Below are 23449 nucleotides of genomic sequence, written 5' to 3' on the forward strand. Positions count from 1 at the left end.
GGAGAATAGCTTTACAGTCTTCAAAGTAAACCTTCGATAAAATTGCGTATAACTGCTATTCAGATTAGCCGGAGGCCAAACTGTGTCAAGTTCGCTTATCGACAGCATTACTTTAACGTTTGTGACCTCAGTTACGCAGCTGCTCCTCTTCTCTGCAGAACATTTTTCCGCTGGGATACGCGTGTCTAACAATTCACCAAATGTGGCAAAAGCCTCTAAATATAAACTATAACAGCTTTCCAATTTATGCCATTTACTACAACGGTACCATGATGCAAGCTGATAGTTCTAGCCGTTGATTTGAGGGTATTTTCATAATTGAAAGAAGGCTACGGCCACAGTTGAGTATACCCTCATGGTGTATGCACGTAATATCTATGACCCGCCCTCGTCAGGCTCTACTGGACTATACTGAGGCTGCAGCCGGTTCGGTGTAATGACATAGCTGTCCCCTGACGGTACTTTAGTTTGCAGTAGCCAATCCCTGAGATATGTTCGATAAAGCCTAAGTTTAAGAAGATTAGGAAAGACAGTCCCTAATTTCATGTGGAAAACGGCACACTGAGAACTGTATTTAATGAGTACTCAACCACGAAGAGATACCTGTAAGAACAAGGTACTGACGTAATAACGCTGTCTAAGGTTGATATAAAACATGCAAAAAATAGATGCGTTAGTTGTTTATGCTACTGCGGAAACATTAGATAACTATAAATCTAAATTAGATGCTTAGGACAAATGGGTTTCAACTGGTAACAAAAAATACATAGAAAGTAAACTCAAAGCCCAGTAAGAGCAGGCTTCCTCTTGCTAAATCGCTGTTGGGGCCTACATCAAATCGTACAGAAACTCTTTTTTACCATCTGATCAAGCAACTATGTGAACGAACAATAAATGTTTATAAATTTAATAAAAAGCTCAAAAAAATAGAAAGTTTTACTTGATTTTACGATGTTCGCAAGTAAAGATTATAAATGTGTGGTTATTGGGTTAACAGAATGGAGGTGGTACGTGACGTCGCGGACCAAAATTATACTAGCAATCGTCGTGATTGTAGCAATTATCATTTTGTACACGCATTACGAAAAGCTGTTACCGAGTGCAAATTCATCAGTCCAAAATGTTAATGAACCTAAGGCTACATTTCAGGCAATGCCATCTACAGGGAATCGGAACCTCCTATACAAAATCTGGGTGTCAGCATTTAGGGATTCGAACAGTGATGGTGTGGGCGACATTAACGGTATTGTAGAAAAGCTAGATTATTTAAAGACGTTAGGCGTTTCTAGATTGCAACTGAGTCCAATATTCTCGTCTCCTGCATATCATGGGTATGAAGTAAGTGATTACCGTTCAATAGAATCTAAGTACGGTACAATGCAAGATTTTGATGTATTGATTGAAAGCGCAAGGAAAAAGGGAATTGAAATAATTCTAGATATCCCTATTAATCACACATCTGATCAGCACCCGTGGTTTTTAGGGGCGCTTGGTACTCAATCGCAGTATGCCGATTACTACATATGGCAAGATGTCCCTACCCCCTCATACGGAAAGCCGTGGGGCGACCATTCAGACCCTTTGTCTGTATTTCATACAAAAAAAGAGCGCAATGGCTATTACTACGGAGTATTTGGTTACCACAGTCCTGATCTCAATTTTGAAAACCCAAAGGTTGTAGACGAATTCAAGAATATTTTTCGCTTCTGGATTAATAAAGGTGTTAAAGGATTTCGGATTGATGCTGCAAGGTATTTGATTGAAACAGGCAGTTTAGAAGGGCAGCGAGATACTAAAGAAACACTAATGCTTTTGAATTTTTTTAATAATTATATCAAAAGTATAAGTCAAGACTCTTTCTTCATAGGCGAAGTTTTTGCCTCGACTGAGGTTCAAAACCTGTATTTTTGTAGCGATAAAATTTTGGACTACCTATATAACTTCGAATTTGGTCCGTTCGTCTTAGATTTGATAAATAATGATGAGATATCGAAAAAAGGTAGAGTTGCAGAGATTAAGAAACTATACCAATATTTATCTTCATCAGAAATACCAATGTCAAAACAGTACGTATTTTATCAGAATCATGACCTGCCTAGGATTAACATAGACAATCTAAATAAATTGAAGCTTGCTTATTCTCTGTTACTTACGTCACCTTTCCAAATTTCATTATATTATGGAGAGGAGAACGGACAAACTGGCTTTAGTCAGGAAAGTGATTTGTTTTATCGTGATGCGATGATTTGGAGTGATGATAATATTGCAGATCCAATAAAAAATTATCTACCGGAGATTATTCGCGAGGATTACTTGCTATGGAAGTCTAATCGGGAGGTTAATAAAAACCTATTCGAGTATATAAATTCAAGCATAAGATTAAGACAACTTGCAAAAGTATATGATGACCATGATATTGATATAAGCCTAGATCTTTCAAACGAATCATTTATAGTTTATTCAATATTTTCAAAAAATAAATCTTACTTTGCAATAATCAATCCGGACGTGGAGTTACCCCAGGATTTCAATGTAAGCATGTTGCCACCTGGAAGTTATAAAAATATTCAAAATGATGAATTTTTTTACGCGAATGAAGTTTTTAAAGTTCTTCCTGGCGAATTTATTTTGATAAGGAAATACAATGATTAAAAAAATAATTAAAATATCTTTATTAATTTCGCCAGCTTTTCTGATCTTTGGTGCACATGCTGCAGCGTCGGCTATTCATACCCCGGGGCAAATAAGGGTTAGCTGGACGAACGATGCATCAACACACTGTCCAACAAATCAAGTTTCATACTATTTGAAAGAACACATAAACGGAACTTATACAAAAACTATAGATATCTACTATGCCTCGCAAAAGTACATAAATATTAATGTTCCAGTTGTTGCACCAATGAATACAACGTATGAATATGTCGTGCATTATTTCAAATGCTATGGGAGCGGTGGTATTTACTTGATTGCAGGTTCTACGACGACAAATATATCTCCTGCTCCGGCTGCTGGGCATGGTCATGTGATATATATTCATACGGATATTCTGGGCTCAACTATAGCTGAATCAGATAATTCTGGAAATGTAATTAAAAGATACTACTATATGCCTTTTGGCAAGAAACAGGATTAACAATGAAAAATAAAAATATTGCAAGTAGCGTGCTAATTCTGTGCCTGCTCAAAGTTGGTTTTTTCTCTGTTGAAGCGAATCAAGATTACTCGTCTCACCCTGAAATTGAATTTACAACTGAGCCGCTAAGTCATTTTGAGAAAATGAATGTTACTAATGATTTAGGAGATAGTTATGACCCGATAACGGGCTTAGTTTCATTTTCTGTTACAGATGTCTCCATTCCAGGAAATTCAGGGCTAAGTGTTGAACTTAGAAGAACTTTATCAATTGCCCATAATTCTAATTTAGGGAATGGGGAATTTGGCATGTGGAGTGCTGAAGTTCCATACATCTTGGGACATTACACCGAAGGTGGTTACAGTCAACAAGCAGAAGGTGGTTGGCATCACGGCAAAGTTTGCTCAGGCAGCTTTCAAGATATCTACATTAGTGGACAACAAAACTCATACTATCTTAATCCTAAGTCTTATTGGAGCGGTAAACTCCTACATATCCCAGGTAAAGTGACAGAAAAATTTCTTAATGATACAACTCTTTCTAATGTTTTTGTAAATGGACAAGTCACGAAATCAAATTACGGTATATCATCATGTACAACGTCAGCCAATAGTACAGATGAGGGTATCGTAGTTAAAGGGCCTGACGGTACAAGTTACACATTTAACTATTCTATTAATAGAAACAAAAACGTGGGTACCGTAGCCACGGAAACACCATATATAAAAAAGATTCTTGTGACGCAGGTAAAGGATAAGTTCGGAAATACAGTTAACTACCGTTATATAAAGATTAATGGTGCGCCCCGGCTGTCTTCAATTGAAAGTAGTGGCGGTCGAAAAATAGAGTTGATATACAATGACGATGGCAACACTTGGGTTGATAAAGTTATAGTAAATGGTAATACATGGTCATATATTTACTTCAGTGGGTCAGGATATTTAGCAGGAAGATTAAAAGAGGTAGTTTTGCCAGATGGCAGAAAATGGGATTACAGTTACTCTTTATACAGTCAACTGCCAGGAAGGAAAGTTAGCAATACATCAATTTTTAATGGTGTAACCTACAAAGAGGGTACGTGTTTCGTTCAAGATCCCAACAGTTTAAGAAATTTCACAGTTGTTACACCCAGTGGCTTAACAATAAACTACACCACAAAAGACACATACTTCGGGAGAACAAATGTCGATCCAAATGTTCAACCGTTTAAAACGTACTTGAAAGATTACGCTCGTTTTTCCAATGTGAGCTGTGATGCGAACGCTGCTCTTGTTAAGAAAACTGTCACCGGGCCCGGTATCTCGACAAAAACATGGAACTATAGTTACTCACAGAATACAGGTAAGTATTCAGAAGAAGGACCAAATAGTTTCGGTTTTAAGGCTAATTCCCGACATTCTGGGTTTGATATAAATTTCAGTGGTGAACTTCCTGAGTCAGTTCCTAATAGGACTGATGTAATGACTACTACAATAAACGGACCTGAGAATATTAAAAGGTTATTTATTAATAGAGATTATAAATCAAATTATTATGGCAAGGTTCTTGCCGTGGATATTTTATCTAAAGAAGGCAATTTAGAAGAGCGTCAAGAAAGCTATTTCTCAGTAGGTAATAAGGTAGGAGATGCTTGGTATCGTGAGCCAATGAATTGCAGTGGCGGTAATTGCTTTGATTTAATTCAGTATCAAAGCACAAAGATTGATGAATATCGTATTAATCTAAGCAAGCAGGTCTATAAGCGTGGTGAGGACTCGTTTACTACTGAATTCAGCAATTATGATGATTTCGGTTTTGCCTTGGATATAGAAGAGTATAGCAATACCAGTAATGAAACACGTTTTATTAGAAACACTTATCTTCATGAGATTTCATATTGGATCCTTGGCCTTCCAAGGAAAAAAGAAATAAGCAGCAACGGCGTTAACTATACAACTACTGATGAAACAACGTATCATGACTTTTCTAATACAGGTTTATATCAAAGCCTCAAACTTCCTTATGAGAAAAAAGTATTTGGTGAATGGGTTACCCGAACCAGCCTTTATCATAGTTATGGTCTGCCTAAACGGGTTGAATTTAACAGCCCTCTTGAGAACAACAGCACTTCATACCGTTTCGTTGAACTCCTCAGCTACAAACGTGGCCTCGCGCAAATAGTTGAAGTACCAAAACGTTATTCAGAGGGATGTAATTCCATTTCAGGATGCCCTATAAGCGCGTCAAGAACTGTGGACAATGATGGTAATATTACAAAAATAACGGACTTTAACGGTAATACAACGATCTATCGGTACGATGCCTTGCGGCGTTTAATAACAGTTACTCCTTCTGATGGCTATTGGAGTCCTACCAATATTAGTTATACCACCTCATCTGGCTATTTCACTCAAACTATCAGTCGGGGAAATTATCGAAAAAAAATTACATTTGATGGATTGTTACGACCAATATTGACCCAGGAATGGGATAATAGTGACGCTACAGGGACCAGTCGCTATGTTGTTCAGCAATTTAACATTGATAATTTGCCTACATTTATTTCTTATCCAAGTACATATAGCGGCGAAACAAAAGGTACAGAATTTGCGTACGACGCTTTAAGTCGCTTGAAAAGAGAGTTCAATACGGTTGATGGCACCGGGGTAGATTATGATTATTTTGATAATAATCAGATGAAGACTACCGATGCTCGTGGCAATATCACTACTACGACTTATCGCGCATTTGGTATCCCAAGCCAATCTTTACCACGTTTAATTGAGCAACCTCATGGGGTTACCACCGATATAAGTTATAACTTATTTGATAATGTTACGACTGTCGCGCAGGGTGGTATTTCCGAGAGCCGCATCTATGACTCCCAGCAACGGCTATGCCGCCTGGTACGTCCGGATGTAGGACATACCGCTTATAGCTATAACGCATTAGGGCAACCAGTTTGGGTAGCGCAAGGCGCTTCTGGCGGAGCAACAGCTTGTAACGCAGATTCTGTAACATCAATTCAAAAGGTAGTTTATAGTTATGACAATCTTGGTACACTACGTTTAAAAGATTATTATGATAGCACAGCTGATAAGATTTATACCTATGACAATCAAGGTAACCTCAAAACACTTGCTGCCCAAGGTGCTGTTTGGAATTACACTTACAATAGCGAGAATCTTGTAGAAACAGAAACTTTTACCCTTCGTACAGGTTACCAAACTCAAAAAGTTTGGTCGATTGACCGCACCTACAACACGTTAGGGCACGTTAACAGCTTAATCTATCCATCCGGAAAAAGCGTAAATTTTGCGCCAAATGCTCTTGGCCAGCCAACAACGGTTGGTAGCTACGCAACTGCAGCCACTTACTACCCCAATGGCCAGTTAAAGGGTTTCACCTATGGTAATGGCTTAAGTTTCAGCCAACTACTGGACAGTCAGCAACGGCCTGAGTACCAAACAGTAAAACGCAGCAGTGCTAATGTGTTGAATCATCGTTACCAGTATGACAACAACCATAATATCGATACGATAAGCGACCTTATCACGCCATCGAAAAATATCAGCCTGACTTACGATGACTTGGACCGGTTAGACACGGCAGTAGGCTTTTGGGGTAATGGCAGTTTTGATTATGACAGTACAGGTAATATAACCCAAAAAACGCTTGGAAATCAGAGCCTAACGTATGCTTATACCAACAACCGTTTAACTGGGATTAGTGGCGGCGTGAGCAGAACTTTTGTTTACGATAACCGTGGGAACGTAACCAGTAATGGCCAGCGTTCTTTTAGCTTTAACCTTGCGAATCAACTAATAGGGTCCTCTGGTTACACCTATTGGTACGATGGTTACAACCGCAGAGTTAACAAGGTTAGTAACGGAAAATCGCAATACAGTTTATATAGCGTGACAGGCCAGTTACTGATGACAGAGGGCGATAAAGGCCTGACGGAATATTTTTACCTGGGTGACAAGTTGATTGCAAAGGGAAGCGATGTACCAACGAGTGATGATTCGCCTGGCTATACCGGGCATTTAGAAGATAACGACATACAGTTAACTTACATGCAGCAGCGGTACTATGACCCACTTATCGGGCGGTTTTATTCAAACGACCCGGTAGGCTTTACTGCCAGCAACCCGATGATGTTTAATCGGTATGCTTACGCAAATAATAATCCATATAAGTTTGTAGACCCAGACGGGCGAGCTGCTGTTGCATGTGCCGTACCACCAATAGCTGCGGGGTGTGCAGCTGTTGCTCAGAAAGTTGTTGAGGCTGTTGTTATCGGAGTAATCCTTGCCCAGAATGCACTCAGTGAGTCTCCATCAGATAAGGCCGTTGGAGAGGTCAAAGAAGGAAAAGAAAAGGCAAAAGGAGAGGCTGGAGAAAAAGGCCAACTTGAAGGGGCTGGAGGTAAAGAAGGCGCTTTATCGGATTTAGGGAAGTTACCCTTAGTTCCGGGAACAGAGTGGACATCACCTGACGGCACAAGAACTGGAGGTACTTTGGAAGACGGTCGTAAGGTGAATGTGCATCCCAGTGGAGGCGGTGATTCGTATCCCAAAGGAACATCAACATTAGAAATACAAAACCCGAACGGAAAAACAGAAGTTAAGATTAGATATCCAGAGGAAACCAGCTCTTGAAACGAGATCAGATAAACAATCTTATAAAATCAGTAAACTCAAAACTGATTGAGCCAATTAGCTTCCCTGAAGTGAGGCCTGCAGAAGGTTACACAAGCTTCATAATGCGGAAGGATGATGAATATTGGATGTCTCAAGAAGTATTCGAGAAAACGTTAGTTAAATTGTCGAATAGCGTAGGTTGTTCTCGAGTAATTGCAGCTGAAGATTTTGAGAGGGTGTATAAGTCTACTGGTGAAACAGTGAGACTAAATGAAACTTTCGGCGTTAGTTGGGAAGAATTCTCTCGTTTCTGTTCCAAAAACGCGATGATTTCATTTTACATATTTGACGATAGCCAGAGATGGTGTGCGTGGTTCAATGATGGATATTGGGTGTTGGTTTTCGACAAACAATTAAGTGACCATATTGACGACATTTATTTAAATGTTAACACTGCCTTACAAGCATTCCCTGAAGCTGATGAGCAATTCAAAATATTTATTAAGCATCTATACGCTGCATCTTAATTTAATTGTTACGAGAGAACAAAATATAGGACATCCATAAACCGGTGTCCTTTTTTAACCCAAATGACCTTTCCCCGGAATTAATACCAATCCCGTGATGAGATTTTCCAGCTTATGCTGCCTGTTTTGCATATTCAACAGGCGACATGTAATTCTGTGAGCTATGCGGTCTTACATTGTTGTAATGCTCACGCCATAACTCAATTTCATATCTGGCTTCATCCAGTGTTCTGAACCAATGCTGGTTCAGGCATTCGTTCCTGAATTTACCGTTTAGGCTTTCAACAAAGGCATTCTGTGTTGGTTTACCCGGCTGAATAAAACCTAATGTGACGCCTGTTTCTTTACTCCAGAAGAACATAGCCTTGCTGGTAAATTCGGTTCCATTGTCACAGACCACCTTGCCAGGTTTACCACGTTGTTCAATCAGCAGACTCAGGAATCTGGCTACCTGCCTGCCACTGATAGACACTTGAACTAATTGGCCAACCATTTCTCGCGAATAGTCATCCACCACATTCAGCACTCGAAAGCGTCTGCCGTTACTAAGTTGGTCAGACACAAAGTCCATTGACCAACGCTGGTTAGGGGCGGTTGGTACTTCAATCGGCTGTCGCGGCCGGGTCAGCTTTTTGCGTTTCTTCGTCCGAACCTGTAAGCCTTCTTCGGTGTAAAGCCGATACGTGCGTTTACGATTCTTCACCCAGCCTTCGCCCCGCAGCAAGCCATGCAACATCAGATAGCCATAACGTGGATATTGCGTTGCCAGCGCTTTTAAGCGCTGTCTAAGGCTGCTATCTGAGCTTGTTTTAGGCTTATAGCGAAACGCCGTTCGGCTTATCCCCGCCAGCTTACAGGCCACCCGTTCATTCAGGTGAAATGCGTCAATCAGATGTTGAGCAACAGGTTTCCTTGCCGCTGGCGTCACCACTTTTTTGACAGCACATCCTTCATAGCTTCAACTTCCAACATCTTGTCAGCCAGCATCTTTTTAAGCTTATTATTCTCGGCTTCAAGCTCTTTCAGCCGCTTAGCTTCGTTCACTTCCAATCCGGCATACTTGCTACGCCAGTTGTAGAACGTCCCAACAGACACGCCCATGTCGCGGCAAATGTCATCGACCTTTGCTCCGGCTTCATGCTGCTTGATGGCTTTGATGATTTGTTCTTCGGTATAACGCTTTTTCATTTTGAGATCTCCATTGGTTCCATTTTATTGGAAATCTCATCAATGTCATGGTTTTAAAATCGGGGGAGAGGTCACGGCAAGACAGCTTTTATCAGCTTAAAAAAGTTCACTTTATGGTTTAAACTTGAGAGTTCAATTTATGCTTTAAAAAACATATGTAATTGATTTTATTTGCTCTATAAAGTTCATGATATGCTTAAAATGACAGCATAAACAAAAAAACCACCCTGCGGTGGTTGTTTTGTTTATGGCGCACCCGATAGGTTCGAACCTATGACCTCTGCCTCCGGAGGTCAGAGGTACGAACCCAGTATAGAATATGAACTTACCACAAAAACATATATAAAACAACGCTTTTAGTCAAGCTAACCAGTTCAAATAAATTAAGCGAAATCCAATTTAGAACGTTTAAAGCACGTTGATCACGCAAATTTTGGTCACAATTGTTGCACTTGAATGTTTTGATTTTTTGACACCTGCACCACTTAGGTGGTGATAGGTTCACACAGCGCCGAGTTGTAGAGGTGGCGTGCAAATTGTTCCCGTTTGAATGCGATTAAGCATGCAAACAGGGACTCCACTCGTGATGCTTTGAACTAAGACGATTGAGTAATTCAAACGGGGACAATTTGTGCGACAGGTTTAGAAGTTGGCTCAGGTGAACCTTCATCACTGATCTCTTCAACGCTATACGAGTTGGCGCAGTTTTGGCGGAACTGCGCCAAAAACCCAGCCCAAAATGGAGCAGTTTGAAGAGTAAAAGAAAGCACGAGACGAGCTTTAACCGACTTAGAATAAAATGGGCCAATTTCCACTATAATATCCCCCACAGGGGTTAACTTGCCAATACCCCCTAAAGGGGTTAATATTGCTTTATCCCCTGAAGCGGTTAGGCATATCAAAAGACAATGAGGTGGAGAATGAGGGTAACGTCACCGACTGCGTTGGCGAATGCTGTACGTAATCAACGCAAGGCTTGCCAGAAAACACAGAAGGACACTGCCGACTTGGTTGGTATCAAGCAAACCACCGTATCCGATTTTGAACTTAAGCCCGAATCTACCAAGATTGAGACGCTGTTTAAAATACTTGCGGCGCTTGACCTAGAATTGCATGTCACTGCCCGGGGGGCACAAAAGAATGACCACTCGGACAACGCCAACAAACGAGAATGGTAAGGCATGAGAGTTAAAACCCTGATTGTCGCAATGAATGCAGAGATAGTCGGTACTTTATACCGCGATGGCGATGGCGCTCTGTCGTTTCAATACGACACTGCATGGTTATCCGACACCGAGGCCCGTCCAATATCATTATCATTACCATTAAGGGCAGAGCGACATCGGGGCCCTAAGGTCTTTAACTTCTTCCAAAACCTTCTGCCAGATTCTGATGCCATAATTGCGCGAATGCAAGCGAGGTTTAAAGTCGAAACATCGCATCCATTCGATTTACTAGCCAGCATCGGCCGTGATTGCATTGGTGCCATCCAGCTTTATCCACCACTTGCGACTATCCCTCCGGTAACAGAAATCACTGCAACGCCGTTAGCGGATGCAAAGATTGAAGAGATTTTGGCCGGCTACCAAGTCTCACCACTTGGCATGACCGAAGAGACGGATTTTCGTATCTCATTAGCAGGGGCTCAGGAGAAGACGGCATTACTCTGGCATCAGGGCCAATGGCAGCGGCCACAAGGCAGTACCCCAACCAGCCACATCTTTAAACTACCAATCGGCAGGCTCATTCATCACAACATCGATTTGTCAGAAAGCTGTGAAAATGAGTGGCTATGCCTGCAAATTGCCAAAGCCTTTGGTTTCGATACGGCAAATGCTGAAATCAAAACATTCGGCGAAAAGAAGGCGTTGGTTGTAGAACGTTTTGACCGACGCTGGGCTCAAAATGCTCTCTGGTTGATGAGATTACCCCAAGAGGATTTCTGTCAGGCTTTGGGGATCGCCCCGGCGTTAAAATATCAGGCCGACGGTGGCCCGGGTATTGAGGATGCCATGAGCTTGTTGTTAGGCTCGCGCTTGGCATCTCAGGATCGGGAACAGTTTTTTAAATCACAAGTATTGTTTTGGTTATTGGCAGCCATAGATGGGCATGGCAAAAATTTCAGCATCTATATCGAAGCGGGTTCATCCTATCGAATGACGCCCTTGTACGATGTCATATCTGCTCACCCACTATTTGTATCAGGCAGTATCCAGGAAAAGAAAGCAAAGATGGCGATGGCACTACAGGGTAAAAATCGGCATTACCACTACACAATGATCCAGCCTCGTCATTTTATCAGTACCGCTGCACATGTTGGTTTCTCTGTTCAACGGGCCGCCGAAATCATGCGTGATATGGCAGGAAATACAAAACTCGTGATAAGACAAGTTGCATCACAGCTCCCAGCTAACTTCCCTGAGCATATTAGCTCGGCGATATTCGCGGGATTGTCACAACAGGCAGAAAAGATCTTAAGAGCAAGGCTTTAATACAAGCCTTACTTGAAGGGGTAGGCTCGGGTGAAGCTGTGCTACTATACAATACATACCGAGACAGCGTTTCGTGTATGCCGAAGTTACATACCACTATCAGCTAAACGGCCACTTTGTACCCCATTGCCTTATAACTTTTCTCTCGCTTGGCAAACATACGCTGTAGCATTGGAATAGCACTATCAACGTAATCATGGATGGTCACCAGGGTTTTACCGTCAACTTCACGATGGATCCTGCCAGCGTACTGCGCTAAAGCGCCCTTCCAGGCAATAGGCATGGCAAGAAATAAGGTATCTAATCTGGGCAAGTCAAAACCTTCGCCAACATATTTACCGGTTGCCACCACCACTTTTGCTGTGGGTAAGCGCTCATTAGCACTTTTGCGCTCAGTAGATCTCATCGCGCCAGTAAGCATTACCGAATCAATTCCTTGTTCTTTCAGCAGCCGATAGATCTGTTGCGCATGTTCACGCCGCTCAGTTAAAACCAGTGGATGCCGATTCTCGCTAACACTTTGCACGACGTCTTCCACAATGCGATTAGTGCGCCTTTCATTCTCCATAATTACACGGTACACGTCCGCAACTTTGGGGCGCTCTTGTGCTAGCAAAACTGACGGTGATTCGGCATCGTGTAGCTGATGCACACGCACCTCCTGCTCAAACTGCTCCTCCGTCTGTGATTTGACTTTATGCCTGATCGGACCGGCCGCCATAAAGATAATTTTCTGATGGCCATCTTGTCTATCTGGCGTTGCTGTCAGACCCAGCACATATTTCGCTCTAACCTCGTTTAACACCATTTCAAAGCGCGGCGCTGAAACATGATGGCATTCGTCCACTATAACGTGGCCGTAATCCTGCACCAACGGCAGAACGGTGTTGTCTTTCATGTTGATTAAACTTTGATATGTCGCGATATCAATTACACCCGTAGGCTTTCTTTTGCCACCAGCGATCACACCTATTTCGGTTTCAGGTAGAAATGAGCGTAGGCGCTCCTGCCATTGCTCCAGCAACTGACGGCTATGTACCAGAATTAAAGTATTTACTTTGCGCTTCACGATAATACCAATCGCCGTTACCGTTTTGCCAAATGCAGTGGGGGCATGCAAGGTACCAGTATCGTGTTTGGCCATCTCCTTAACTGCAACTTTCTGGTTCGGTCTAAGCGTCATTAACGGTTTTAGACCGACAAGCTTTTCACCTATCGTACGCTTGTCATCAATGAGCACGGCAATTTTGCTCTCAGTAAGCAAAGTAATTGCCTCATCCAGACAGCCTCTTGGCAGCGATAGATAGCCCTGTTCCATACGTGCACACGAAATAAATCTCGGGATACCATTAGTTGAAAAACGTAGTGCCTGAGTTTTAAAAAACACTGGATTAGAAAAGCTGGCAAAGCGTTTTAGTCGTGCCGCCAGTAAATTGGGTAGCGTACTCAGCTCAAAATAAACTCTGTCAGCCAATGTAACCGTCAGCTGCGTTGGTGGATTATCTAGGAGCAATGGACCAGATTTTGCGCTAGTTTCCCAAGGCGGGCGACTATCAGGCACTTGTTGCTCTTTTTGCAGCAGCGTATTTGAGGATAGCTGGCTGAGTAGTTTGGTTAACTCTTGTTGTTTAAGACGTCTTATTTGCGCCAAGTGCTGCCACTGATCTTCTATCAATTTCAGTTCTGCATCAACAAATGAGCTGTTACCTGCTTGTCTGGCTTCACGCTGCAGCGGTAACGCAATTAAATTGCCAAAACCGCCCTCTGGTAACACATCCTGATTCGGGAATAATCTGTCATAGGAATCAAATGACAGGTTAGGAAAGATTTCCATAGCTCTATCGAGCAGTGCAAACCCCAGCAACCGAGCCTCAGTCGCTGGTAACCTATCTTCAAAAAAGATCCAAAGGTGTGCTCCCTGCCCGGAGCGGGATATTTCAATTACGTGGGGGATAGCCAAATCCACGCAGACTTTTGCGATTGCCTTAACTTCCTCTTGCCAATGGCCTTTGTCAAAATCGACAGCCAACAAATAGCAAGTATTGTCTTGGAGCAACGGATACAAACCAACCACTTGTTGACCTGCAAGATGGCGGTAAATAACCTGGTCATTCAACTCACTGAATTGCCGGTGATGGCAGTCCATGCATTTTATGCGCGGCTTATTACAAATTCCCTGCACCCATTCGTTGTTGCAGGCGACAGAGTAACCTGCCCGACCTTGTTGGTTTTGCCAACGATTAGCGAAAATATCCTGACGGCCACGGAATAGGTCTCGAAAAAGAGCAATCTTCTGCTTTGGAGTTAAATTGGAGCCATTATCGTCGTTTGAGGTTAACTTGAGCAATTCTTCTTTGAGAGCCAGTAAAGCACGTCTTTCATACTCAATTTCTGTCAGTCTGGCTTCAATAACGGCAACACTTGTGAAGTGTCTAACATCAGCTTGATTTGTAGACATTACAGAATCCAACCTCCTCAGCACTCATGTACAGCATGTAAGATCAATTCGGGGAAGCGATACAGACCTCGACCGCATTTAAGCAACCCCCAAGATGCTACTCAACCTATCGCAGGCTTCAGCATGTTTAATGGCTGTCATTTTCGATAAGTTATGCATTTTCCATCGCACGGCTGGCAATTGATCAATGCCATCAATATCCAGCAAGGTCCAATCAGGTTGTAGCCTTTTAAACGACAGCAAAAACTGTCTATCCTGTAGCGTCAACAAGGAGTGGATGTTATCAACCAACTGAACACGGGCAGTTTCCAATTCGGCTCGCGAAACCTCTTGTTCAGCCATGGTTTTAAACTCACCGTTGTAAAGCCCGGAAATGTCTTTAAAATTAGGCCGCAGTAATTCAGCAATTGGACGAGGATGGCTAATTATGTATACCAGCAGGGCTTTGCGAAGCTGCTCATCTATACCCTCGTTATCCAACAACTGTTTCACATCAAATAGATCTCGGGGATGTTGGCGATCCAGCGCCGCGCAGATTTTCCCCGCGTACAAGTCAGCAAAACTGACAACCGCCATCTCTGCGTAACCAAATTCAGCTTCGACAGCTTCGCTGACAGAGTGGATCTTCGGTTCATACACCGTACCACGCAGAACAGGTGATAACTCAATTTTAATCTGGATACCATTACGCTCAACCAACAAACGCAATGCATCTGCTTTTTCCTCAAAAGCACGTACAACTCGCACCGGGAGCCTGGTCTCAATGCTCGATGCCAAGGTATTCAAATTGGTTTTAATCGAGGTTAAGGCGTCATCTCTTTCCATCATGGGTAAGAACACCAAATCAATATCAACCGATAACCGTGGAAAATCACGGACAAATAAATTGATAGCGGTACCGCCTTTTAACGCAAAACAGTCATGCTTGGCGACATAAGGGATGATTCGCAACAAAAGCTGGACTTGTCGGTAATAAACGCTTTGCCTATCCATAGTATTACATGTCCTTAGGCACAGTTATCTGCCAAGTTGACTCGTACCGGCCACTTTTTGCAATCATGCGTTTGCCTGTACCTAGCGCATAATCATCATTACTAAGATGTTTCAGCCAAGCATGCTGGTGCCTATGGGCAAGCCAAAAAAACAGCCGCTTTACTTTAACGTTTAGACAGCCCCTTAATAGCTTATCCAATTTGCGCGGCGACAAATTGTGCATCCCCTGCATCAGTTGGTCGGCATGCTCAAAGCTGATTGCATCAGGTACCTGTAGTAATAACTCCAATATGGCCTTTTCCGGACAAGAATAGTAAAGACCCGGTAAGGGTGCTTGCCAGCTGTGCTCTCTTATGAAGTTGCTATCCGACATGATATTTTTGGCCCAAAGCCTGCGAGTACCCTGCCATTCAAATTCAGCAGCCACAGCAATTCTATTCAGCCACCTTGGTAGTGCTTTTTCACTACATAACGTAATACGAGGTGAGGTTGAACCAACTACATAGTGCGCTGCGCCTTCCAGCTCCAGCGCTGACAAAGCGCTAACATGCACAGGGGAGTCTGTCATTCGCTGCAAAGATGCCACAACACCCTGCCAACTGACTATTCCCTCCCTAACATAAACACCTGCAGTCAACGGTGTTAAAGTGCTACTGCGAACAGCATTATCCAGAAAATGCAGGTTCAAGCCCTGCGCTTCAAGCCAGGGCTTTGTTGCCAGCATTCCTATCGGCAACAATGTCTGCAGCTGCTTTCTAGCCTCTATGTTTAGCATTGGCCCCAAGGTTTGTAAAAATAAAAATATACGTTAATTATTGCCGCACATATTAATTATTGCAAACCATACAATTAATGCGGGTTCATTTATTTTAATTTTCACGCCAATTAACGGCGCATATTTAAAGTTTTATAAACCAAAGAGTCTATACTCTTGATGCTGTGCGCTGAAAAGATGGACTAACCTGCTGTCCATAGTGTCGAATTGAATACAGAGAATTGCAAAATGGATAAGCGTGTCTTTACTGAAATCGAAACAGCTGAATACATTGGTATGAGCCGCTCTTATCTGCGCCAATCAAGGATGGAGGGCAATAGAGCTAATCGCACGCCAGCTCCGCCGTTTATCAAAATTGGTCGCTCTATCCGCTATCTGAAAGAAGACTTAGACAAATGGCTGGATGAGCAGCCTAAATACCAACATAACGAAAACTGAAAACTACCAAAAGAACCAATGAAACGTATCCAGCGCTAAATTCATATTGATTTTTCCCGAACCTTGGTAAATCCTCTGGCAATGAAATCAAGCACATGCATGATACATGTGCTCTGCCAAGGACAGCTGGGCATGCAACTAATCACCATAACATTTGACCAAATAAGCGGCATTTATCCAAAGTTGGCTGATACATTAAAAGCCACTGCTCAACTTATGTACTCTGGCCAGATTAATGATTTCAGTCCAGCCGGTTTAGATAAGCTGTTACAGCTCTATCCTATTCACGTAGTAAAACATGCTACTGAAACCACCAGCTACTACGTGATAGCTGGGCTACGCCAGTACGAATTGCTTTGTGTTTTTCACACCGTAAAGAGCAGTGACAACGCTACTAAAAAACTGCTTAATATAATTCCGGTTATTGAGCATACAAACCTAAGCTCTCAAGCGATAAACAACATGGCAACTTGCGATATTGCCGGCAGTGCTTTGCTATTTTCTCTTGGGACTAAAGTGGGCGCTCAGCTGGCATCTATAAAGGAAAATTTGGCGTCAGACGTAACTAAGCATTTTCCAAAATATCAATCGGTAAGACGCATGGTAGACCGCCCTAGCGGCAAGGTAAGAGAAAAATGAGTCATACCGAGTATGATGATGCTTTAAAAGAACTCGGCATCGTCGATGGCGACCAACTCGAATATGCTGAGCTCTTGCGTTATCTTCACACACCAACAGATTTAAAATACCTACACGCAGTTTTAACAAATTTTATAAGTACATTCTCCGAAGGCTGGCTTGAAGATATTAGCGTGAATGGAGAGACAGTTTCATTTACTCATAAATCATTAGCGCTCTCACAAAAATTGATTGAGTCTATACAAGAATCAGAACGTTCGAAGATCTGTTTCAGACCAACAGATGAAACAAAGCTTGAGAAAATCTTCCACGGAGAACTAGAGGACTATCCGTTCTACGCTATTTATTTTCTTATTAACAATGTCAATGCAAATTTCTTTAGGTGGCTCCGCCAAGTATTATTTGCCATTCCTCAAATCATCAAAGACAGAACGTCAGACGAAGAGCGATTGATACCATACGAACCTGTTTTCTTGGGCCTTTTTTTCAGGCAGATGACTGAGCGGGAAGAAGCGCTTGAATGGCTCTCAGAAAAAAACTGTTCTCAGTGCAACAATTTGAAGTCTTTCGTTGGCTGGTTATATGAATACCGATATTACTTCCGGCGCAGGCACAATTTAAGTTTTACTGACTTAAAAGCAAAAGGCCTCAAATCCAGTAAGGATGTCAAATTAAAAGCTATAGCGCTTTATCATGAAATTTCAAAATGCATAAAAATTCTTGAAATACCGCTAGGACATCGAAAACAACGCCGCACCACTACAACCCGAGGTCCTGCAGAGCAGCTACCGTCGACGCTGGTTCCACTGTATGGCGTAACCGCGTTGGAAGGCGATGTTATTGTTCAGCTCGAAACACTACCTGAGGAGACTGACGATAAAAATGTGCTTTATTCAGTTGTTCAGGTGCAGTTAGAGGATGAACTGGTTCAGGCCGGTGAGGAGGTTTTTGAGCAGCAGCAAGATGAAATGTATATTTTTGCCGATCAAGAACCGATGGAGTCCTACGTAGCTGCGTTTCATGCCCGGCGCTTGTCCAAAGCCATTATGCGCAGGATAGAGCGACAGCATCAGTATTTAAGTACATCACTGCAGTGCTTGTCCAATTCACAAGTACATCAGTTGCTAATATCGACTCAAAAAGAAACAGACAACTGGAAAACAATCGAGGCCGCATTAGTCGCCTGCATTTGCTTTTTCACAGCCAGAAAACCGGAACAAATAACTTATGACAGCGCATCAGATTTTAGCAGTGAGACTGCAACAATAAAATTACCGGCATTTACGATTCAATACGCCAATTCTATTGCGCCAGCATCTATATTGGATAACAAGTCCCTGCAAGATAGCTCAGTAAGACCAGCTCTCTTTTTACCCATGCCTGAAATACTACTCAACTCACTAATAGGCTACGAGCGCAATTATCCTGGGTTCGGAAAGTTTTTAGAGTTAGGAGAGTTTTGTAGACAAAACTCTGATTTTCAAAATTTTTTACCTGATTATGAAAATCTACACATAACACCCCAACAATTGGCCAATCATTTATTCATAAAAGCCTGTGCAATGTTTGGCTCCGCATGCGCCACATTAATGTTTAACCGGCCTGCGCCGGGCAGCCAGGCCAGACTCTATTACACCTCGCTATCCGCTTCAGTACTTGAGCAGCGCTATCGGCAATTGGTGATACAGATATTAAGCGATGCCGGTATCGAAACCGCGGCTTTTGCTAACAGCGAGTCCATTAAGCAAGACTCTGTTCTAGGGTGTCGGCAAGCTCCAACCCTGGCAAGTTACCGCACATCACTAGACGGATTAAAAAACGATTTAGCTACACTAAGTAAGAACGATCTCAGCCCTGATTGGGTGCGGTTTCACAACCGGTTTACCGCTTATTGTGTTGTGGCACAAGGTTTACTTACTGGTATCAGGCCTACCCATAGTGGTTTTATAAACTACGCTGATATGTTACTCGAGGCACGCGTTGCTGTGGTTCGGGACAAAGACAGCGCTGATGAATACCATACTCGAACCATTCCGCTTCATCCTGTTGCTATCAAAATTGCCAAGGCGTACAAGGAACACATAGAGGCAATAGCCGGACGCCTGCATCGTATTGGCATGTTAACCCAGTGGCATGCAGCAAACTGCCCTACCCCCTTCTTTTTTACCAATACGCAAAACCTCGATAACCGTTACAAAGTGGCGATTATGCCGTTTAAACCAAGCCTGTTGAGCCAGGAGTTACAGCCTCATTTCAACTTGCCGCCTAACAGTAATCGGAAGTTGTTGCGCTCAGAGCTGGAAAGAAAAGCAGTTCCCGCTATGTGTATTGATGCGCTACTCGGCCACGCCAATCTCGGGGAAACACTGTGGCATCCGCATGCAACCCTCTCACTCGAAGACGTGCGGCAAACCTTGCTCCCATGTTTAAATGAGCTGGTTACATCCCTTGGTATTCAAGTATTAACAGGGGTGCGGATATGAAGTTTTTTGATTTAGACAGTTACTTACAAGACGTCATTCTAAAGGCCACGAAAACCAAAGCAAGAGACGTATCTGACGACTTTGTTCAGATAAATAGAGAGCATTATCGTGATATTTTTTGGCAGTTACACAACAACAAAGAGCTTGCGCGTGATGAATTTGGTAAACCTGCAGCCGCTAAGCAGGCCAACAACCTCATTCACCAACTAAATAACTATCTGCTGACTAACCGCAGCAAACTCAACGATGTCTTTCCCATTAAGAATCCGGTGCTCATCAGGCGCCCTAAACCACCACTACGTCAGCTTTACAGCCACTATCTGCCTGACATTGATGCGCTAGATCGGAAGCTGCTTTGTAATCCGGATTTTGGTTATCCCGCCCGAAGTGTTCAACCGGGATCTGTTCAGCAAGCCGAGTTTTATTTGGGGCAACTACTATACACAGCTGCGAGGTTCGGCAACTTATTGCGAATAGACTTGCTGAGCAGTCTATTTGAAAGTCTACGTCAAACTGCTCCAGTACAGCATCACAACATTACCTGGTTTGAGCTCAGCGGTAAGGCAAAGGAGCAATATCAATGGATACCGGATCCCGTTAGCAGTGCGCTGCTGCCCAGATATTTTCAATTACGCCATGACAGTAACTGGCAAAACGATCCGTTAGTTCTGAATTTACGATGGCTAACCTGTATACGTTACTTCCTCAGAAAGTCTCGCTGCAAGTCGGTAGCCTCTTTGCGTAAAAAGAAGCTTCTCAGCACGCTTAAATCACGCTTATCCATTACTCATACGCCTTGTCATTTAAATGTGGCAACCGGCGAAGAGCCTAACATGTCGCTAACGAAGAGCGGCTTCACCCGCTTAGTTGGTTATTATAATCCCATACGAGTCAACGAGGATGAGGTTAAGAATGAAGATAAGGTTGACGACATCAAACTTGCACCAAGTACGAGTGCACAACAAGCTCTTGCACAACATCAAGATAAACACCTTGACCGGGCTATCACAGATTGCAAAGTAGCAATTAAGTTAGTGAAACAAGCGCTGTCAGATTATCACTCGCACAGTCAGCACACTTCAGAAAAAATAACAGATGTTATCGTGACAAAGTCGCTAAGAGAATTGTCACAATCTCTTTTAGCAATAGCCGCAAATCCGAACTTCGTATTGCTACCTGTCACCAGGTTGCTCATTGAGTGGGCAGCTATGCGCCTGGTGTCACAAAATAAATGGTCTGGCAAACTTAAACCCAAATCTATTGTTACTTACCTCAGCCATATCTTCATTCCCATGGCGGATACCTTTGCTGGCCATGACATTATCCAAAAGCTGTCAAAGCAAGCACTGCTAAATCAGCAGCCTTGGGACATCGCAGATCTTGATGAATACTATTTGGAAATCATCGATGAAGGTCCAAGCAAAAACTCACAGCTGATGCGTGCCAAAATTCTGCGAGACTTTCATTTGTTTCTCGAGAAAGTCTATAACATCGAGCCCAGTTATGTTTGTTCTACAATCGTCATGCAAGGCGGCAAAATAAAGCCTTCAATGGTTGATGCCAATATCTTGCTACCTTATGAGTATCAGCAAGCCTGTGAAATATTACTTAAACGCGCGAAGTTATCACTTGAACCCGCATCAGATTATATACCGTTAATATTGTTAGTTTTGGGCTTTAGGTGCGGGTTACGACGACGTGAAGCACTCTTTCTTCGTGCTTCAGACATGCAAACACCTGGTGTAACTAACGTTAGTATTTCACCTCTGACTGAGCTCCTTGTAAGGCCTTTTGAGCAACGACAGCTCAAAAGTAAAGCCGCAGAGCGGCGACTCCCCCTTGGTAAACTTTTAAATGAGAGTGAGATCGAGTGGCTCAATGAATTCTTTACGTTGCGCCAACAAAGTGAGCCAAGCCTATATGTATTTTGCACCAACTCACCGGGCAAGCCTGCCGATGCCGATACGGTATTTCGTCCTTTAGTTGAGCAACTCAAGCTGATTACACAAGACGCTGCCTTCAGATATCACAGGCTACGACACAGTTTTGTTACCTGGACATTCTGGTATTGGCAGCAGCACAAGTATCAAAACACACACCCACTAAAGCCTTTGCTGCAACATGACGTCATGCTGCATTTAGAGAAAGCTCGTCAGCATTACTTTAATCAAGCGCCTGACAATGCCATTCGAGGTGAATTACATGCCATAAGTGTAATGGCTGGACACTCAAGTCCATCAATGACATTGCTACATTACCTGCACTCATTACACTGGTGTCAGTCAGCAGAAGCGTGGCGCCATTATTCGCTTGATCAAGATGCAATCGCAAAACTTCTCGGATTGCATCGCAGAACATTTTTCGACCAAAAAGACAAACACGGGCTAATAGTGATGTTACAGCAAGCTATCTCCCCCTGGTGTTCATCATTGCCTGTTAACTCGTCACCAGAAGCTGATGCAGACATTGCAGCAATACAAACAGCAGTAAAAACTGATGCCAACGACGTACACGATTTTTATCAGGTGCTGTATAAGTTTTACATTACTACACAGCTGTTTAAAGCGCCCACATCAGAAGAGAATGAAAACGATGACTACTACATCAACGATGAGAACATGACACCCGACTCCCTGCTAAAGCACCCAACTCAACAGCATCAGTGGGCAGAACAGCACTTTGTTAATCCCGGGCAATTCATAAATGCGGTTAATTCATTAAAAACACGACTGGTGAGAACGAACCGGGCTCTAAGACAACAAAAAAACAAATTTACGGGCAGCACCTACACTTCGAAAATAATCCGATACGAGCTGCCGCGATGGTCGGGAAAAGGTTACGCATCAAAAACAGCCAAGCTGATCATCCAAGCGTTTAATACTTTGCAAGAAGAAGAGCAAAACGCTGTATTAAATATCGCGCATTATATTGTGATGGATAGAGTGATATCGTGGAACAACTGTCAGTTCAGGCATCCAGATGACCTGTGGCGATTTGTCTTGCAAATCGCCCCCTTGATGAAACGGTTGCCTGCCAGGTATTACATCAATATCGATCTACTTCACAAAGCGCCTTTAGATAGCTCAGACCGAGCGGACTTTTACAGCACATGGCAAAAGCCGGCTGATTTTAGCATTACGCCGAAAATCAACCATATTGTCTATTCAGATACAAAAGGCAAAGGCTATGCGGCACTAACGCTAAGGGCTACCACATCACATAATAGTGACAATCGACAAGGCGACCACGGGCTTTATATTGGTATGTCAGCCATTTATTTTTACTTCAACTCATTGGAAAAGCCTATAGCAGTGTCACATAAAGACCTAAAACAAGCAGAGCCAACACAAAATATTGTGCAAGAACCAAGCAGACCTAATGGTGATGACTTATTGACGCTTACAGACGACATGCTGCTAAGTAGCATGGGAATCAGTATCGACGACCTAGATAATGTCATTCCAAACGGTATCGAGAGCACTTACGCAGACATTGAGAGTTACGTTGGAGATGACATTAATGACTCACATAACCGGGATGTTGATGAGCTACCAGCTTACGACCAAAAGCCGAAAGGCCCCAGAAAAAAGCCGTAAAACGTGATAATGTCTCGGATGATATTGATGACAAATTACACCTTAAATTGCATTAGTCTTGACTTAATCTGACACATCTACTTGAAAAGATCAGAGTTACCA

The 23449-nt window shown here is 42.8% G+C and carries 14 protein-coding genes; 10 read left to right on the plus strand and 4 right to left on the minus strand.

What is annotated here, in order from left to right; all coding sequences use genetic code 11:
* Window positions 1-1011 precede the first annotated feature (1011 nt).
* From J3B89_RS04340 to J3B89_RS04355, 4 genes are read left to right on the plus strand one after another with little or no spacing between them, the layout of a single operon-like run.
* Entirely contained in the window at window positions 1012-2652 is a 1641-nt protein-coding gene (locus J3B89_RS04340) for an alpha-amylase family glycosyl hydrolase (protein ID WP_215768295.1), read from the plus strand.
* The gene (locus tag J3B89_RS04345; RefSeq protein ID WP_215396258.1) at window positions 2645-3136 is read left to right on the plus strand and encodes a hypothetical protein; all 492 of its coding nucleotides are present in this window, start codon (window positions 2645-2647) and stop codon (window positions 3134-3136) included. The genes J3B89_RS04340 and J3B89_RS04345 overlap by 8 nt, the downstream gene beginning before the upstream one ends.
* A gap of 2 nt (window positions 3137-3138) precedes the next feature.
* The gene (locus J3B89_RS04350; protein WP_215396259.1) at window positions 3139-7776 is read left to right on the plus strand and encodes an RHS repeat domain-containing protein; all 4638 of its coding nucleotides are present in this window, start codon (window positions 3139-3141) and stop codon (window positions 7774-7776) included.
* On the plus strand, window positions 7773-8285 hold the full coding sequence (locus tag J3B89_RS04355) for a hypothetical protein (RefSeq protein ID WP_215396260.1): 513 nt from the start codon (window positions 7773-7775) through the stop codon (window positions 8283-8285). The genes J3B89_RS04350 and J3B89_RS04355 overlap by 4 nt, the downstream gene beginning before the upstream one ends.
* A 112-nt stretch (window positions 8286-8397) precedes the next feature.
* Here the strand turns inward: J3B89_RS04355 and J3B89_RS04360 are convergent.
* A protein-coding gene (locus J3B89_RS04360; RefSeq protein ID WP_215396261.1) for an IS3 family transposase occupies window positions 8398-9473 on the minus strand; the annotation gives its coding sequence in 2 pieces (ribosomal slippage) (window positions 8398-9224 and window positions 9224-9473; 1077 coding nt in all).
* A gap of 920 nt (window positions 9474-10393) precedes the next feature.
* On the opposite strand from J3B89_RS04360, the gene J3B89_RS04365 reads away from it, so the two are divergent.
* Complete coding sequence (locus J3B89_RS04365) at window positions 10394-10651, plus strand: helix-turn-helix domain-containing protein (RefSeq protein WP_215396262.1); 258 nt, start codon at window positions 10394-10396, stop codon at window positions 10649-10651.
* Window positions 10652-10654: 3 nt separating this feature from the next.
* Window positions 10655-11965: a type II toxin-antitoxin system HipA family toxin gene (locus J3B89_RS04370; protein ID WP_215396263.1), complete on the plus strand. Its 1311-nt coding sequence runs from the start codon at window positions 10655-10657 to the stop codon at window positions 11963-11965.
* Between the two features lie 103 nt (window positions 11966-12068).
* On the opposite strand, the gene J3B89_RS04375 is transcribed toward J3B89_RS04370, so the two are convergent.
* From J3B89_RS04375 to J3B89_RS04385, 3 genes are all read right to left on the minus strand, one after another.
* Window positions 12069-14423 (minus strand): TOTE conflict system archaeo-eukaryotic primase domain-containing protein, encoded by a 2355-nt coding sequence (locus J3B89_RS04375; protein WP_215396264.1) that lies wholly within the window; start codon window positions 14421-14423, stop codon window positions 12069-12071.
* A 78-nt stretch (window positions 14424-14501) separates the two neighbouring features.
* Window positions 14502-15416 (minus strand): nucleotidyl transferase AbiEii/AbiGii toxin family protein, encoded by a 915-nt coding sequence (locus J3B89_RS04380; protein WP_215396265.1) that lies wholly within the window; start codon window positions 15414-15416, stop codon window positions 14502-14504.
* 4 nt (window positions 15417-15420) lie between these two features.
* Entirely contained in the window at window positions 15421-16191 is a 771-nt protein-coding gene (locus J3B89_RS04385; RefSeq protein WP_215396266.1) for a type IV toxin-antitoxin system AbiEi family antitoxin, read from the minus strand.
* 228 nt (window positions 16192-16419) lie between these two features.
* On the opposite strand from J3B89_RS04385, the gene J3B89_RS04390 reads away from it, so the two are divergent.
* The 4 genes from J3B89_RS04390 to J3B89_RS04405 all read left to right on the plus strand — a co-directional run bounded on the left by J3B89_RS04390 (window position 16420) and on the right by J3B89_RS04405 (window position 23347).
* Window positions 16420-16629, plus strand: coding sequence for a helix-turn-helix domain-containing protein (locus tag J3B89_RS04390; protein WP_215396267.1), 210 nt, complete (start codon window positions 16420-16422; stop codon window positions 16627-16629).
* A 132-nt stretch (window positions 16630-16761) separates the two neighbouring features.
* Window positions 16762-17268: a hypothetical protein gene (locus tag J3B89_RS04395; RefSeq protein WP_215396268.1), complete on the plus strand. Its 507-nt coding sequence runs from the start codon at window positions 16762-16764 to the stop codon at window positions 17266-17268.
* Window positions 17265-19751 carry a hypothetical protein gene (locus J3B89_RS04400; RefSeq protein ID WP_215396269.1) on the plus strand — a complete coding sequence of 829 codons (2487 nt, stop codon included), beginning with the start codon at window positions 17265-17267 and terminating at the stop codon, window positions 19749-19751. The genes J3B89_RS04395 and J3B89_RS04400 overlap by 4 nt, the downstream gene beginning before the upstream one ends.
* Complete coding sequence (locus tag J3B89_RS04405) at window positions 19748-23347, plus strand: tyrosine-type recombinase/integrase (protein WP_215396270.1); 3600 nt, start codon at window positions 19748-19750, stop codon at window positions 23345-23347. The genes J3B89_RS04400 and J3B89_RS04405 overlap by 4 nt, the downstream gene beginning before the upstream one ends.
* Window positions 23348-23449: the final 102 nt, after the last annotated feature.

It is taken from the genome of Rheinheimera oceanensis (assembly GCF_018831085.1).
In the GTDB taxonomy this organism is placed as follows: Bacteria; Pseudomonadota; Gammaproteobacteria; order Enterobacterales; family Alteromonadaceae; genus Alishewanella; species Alishewanella oceanensis.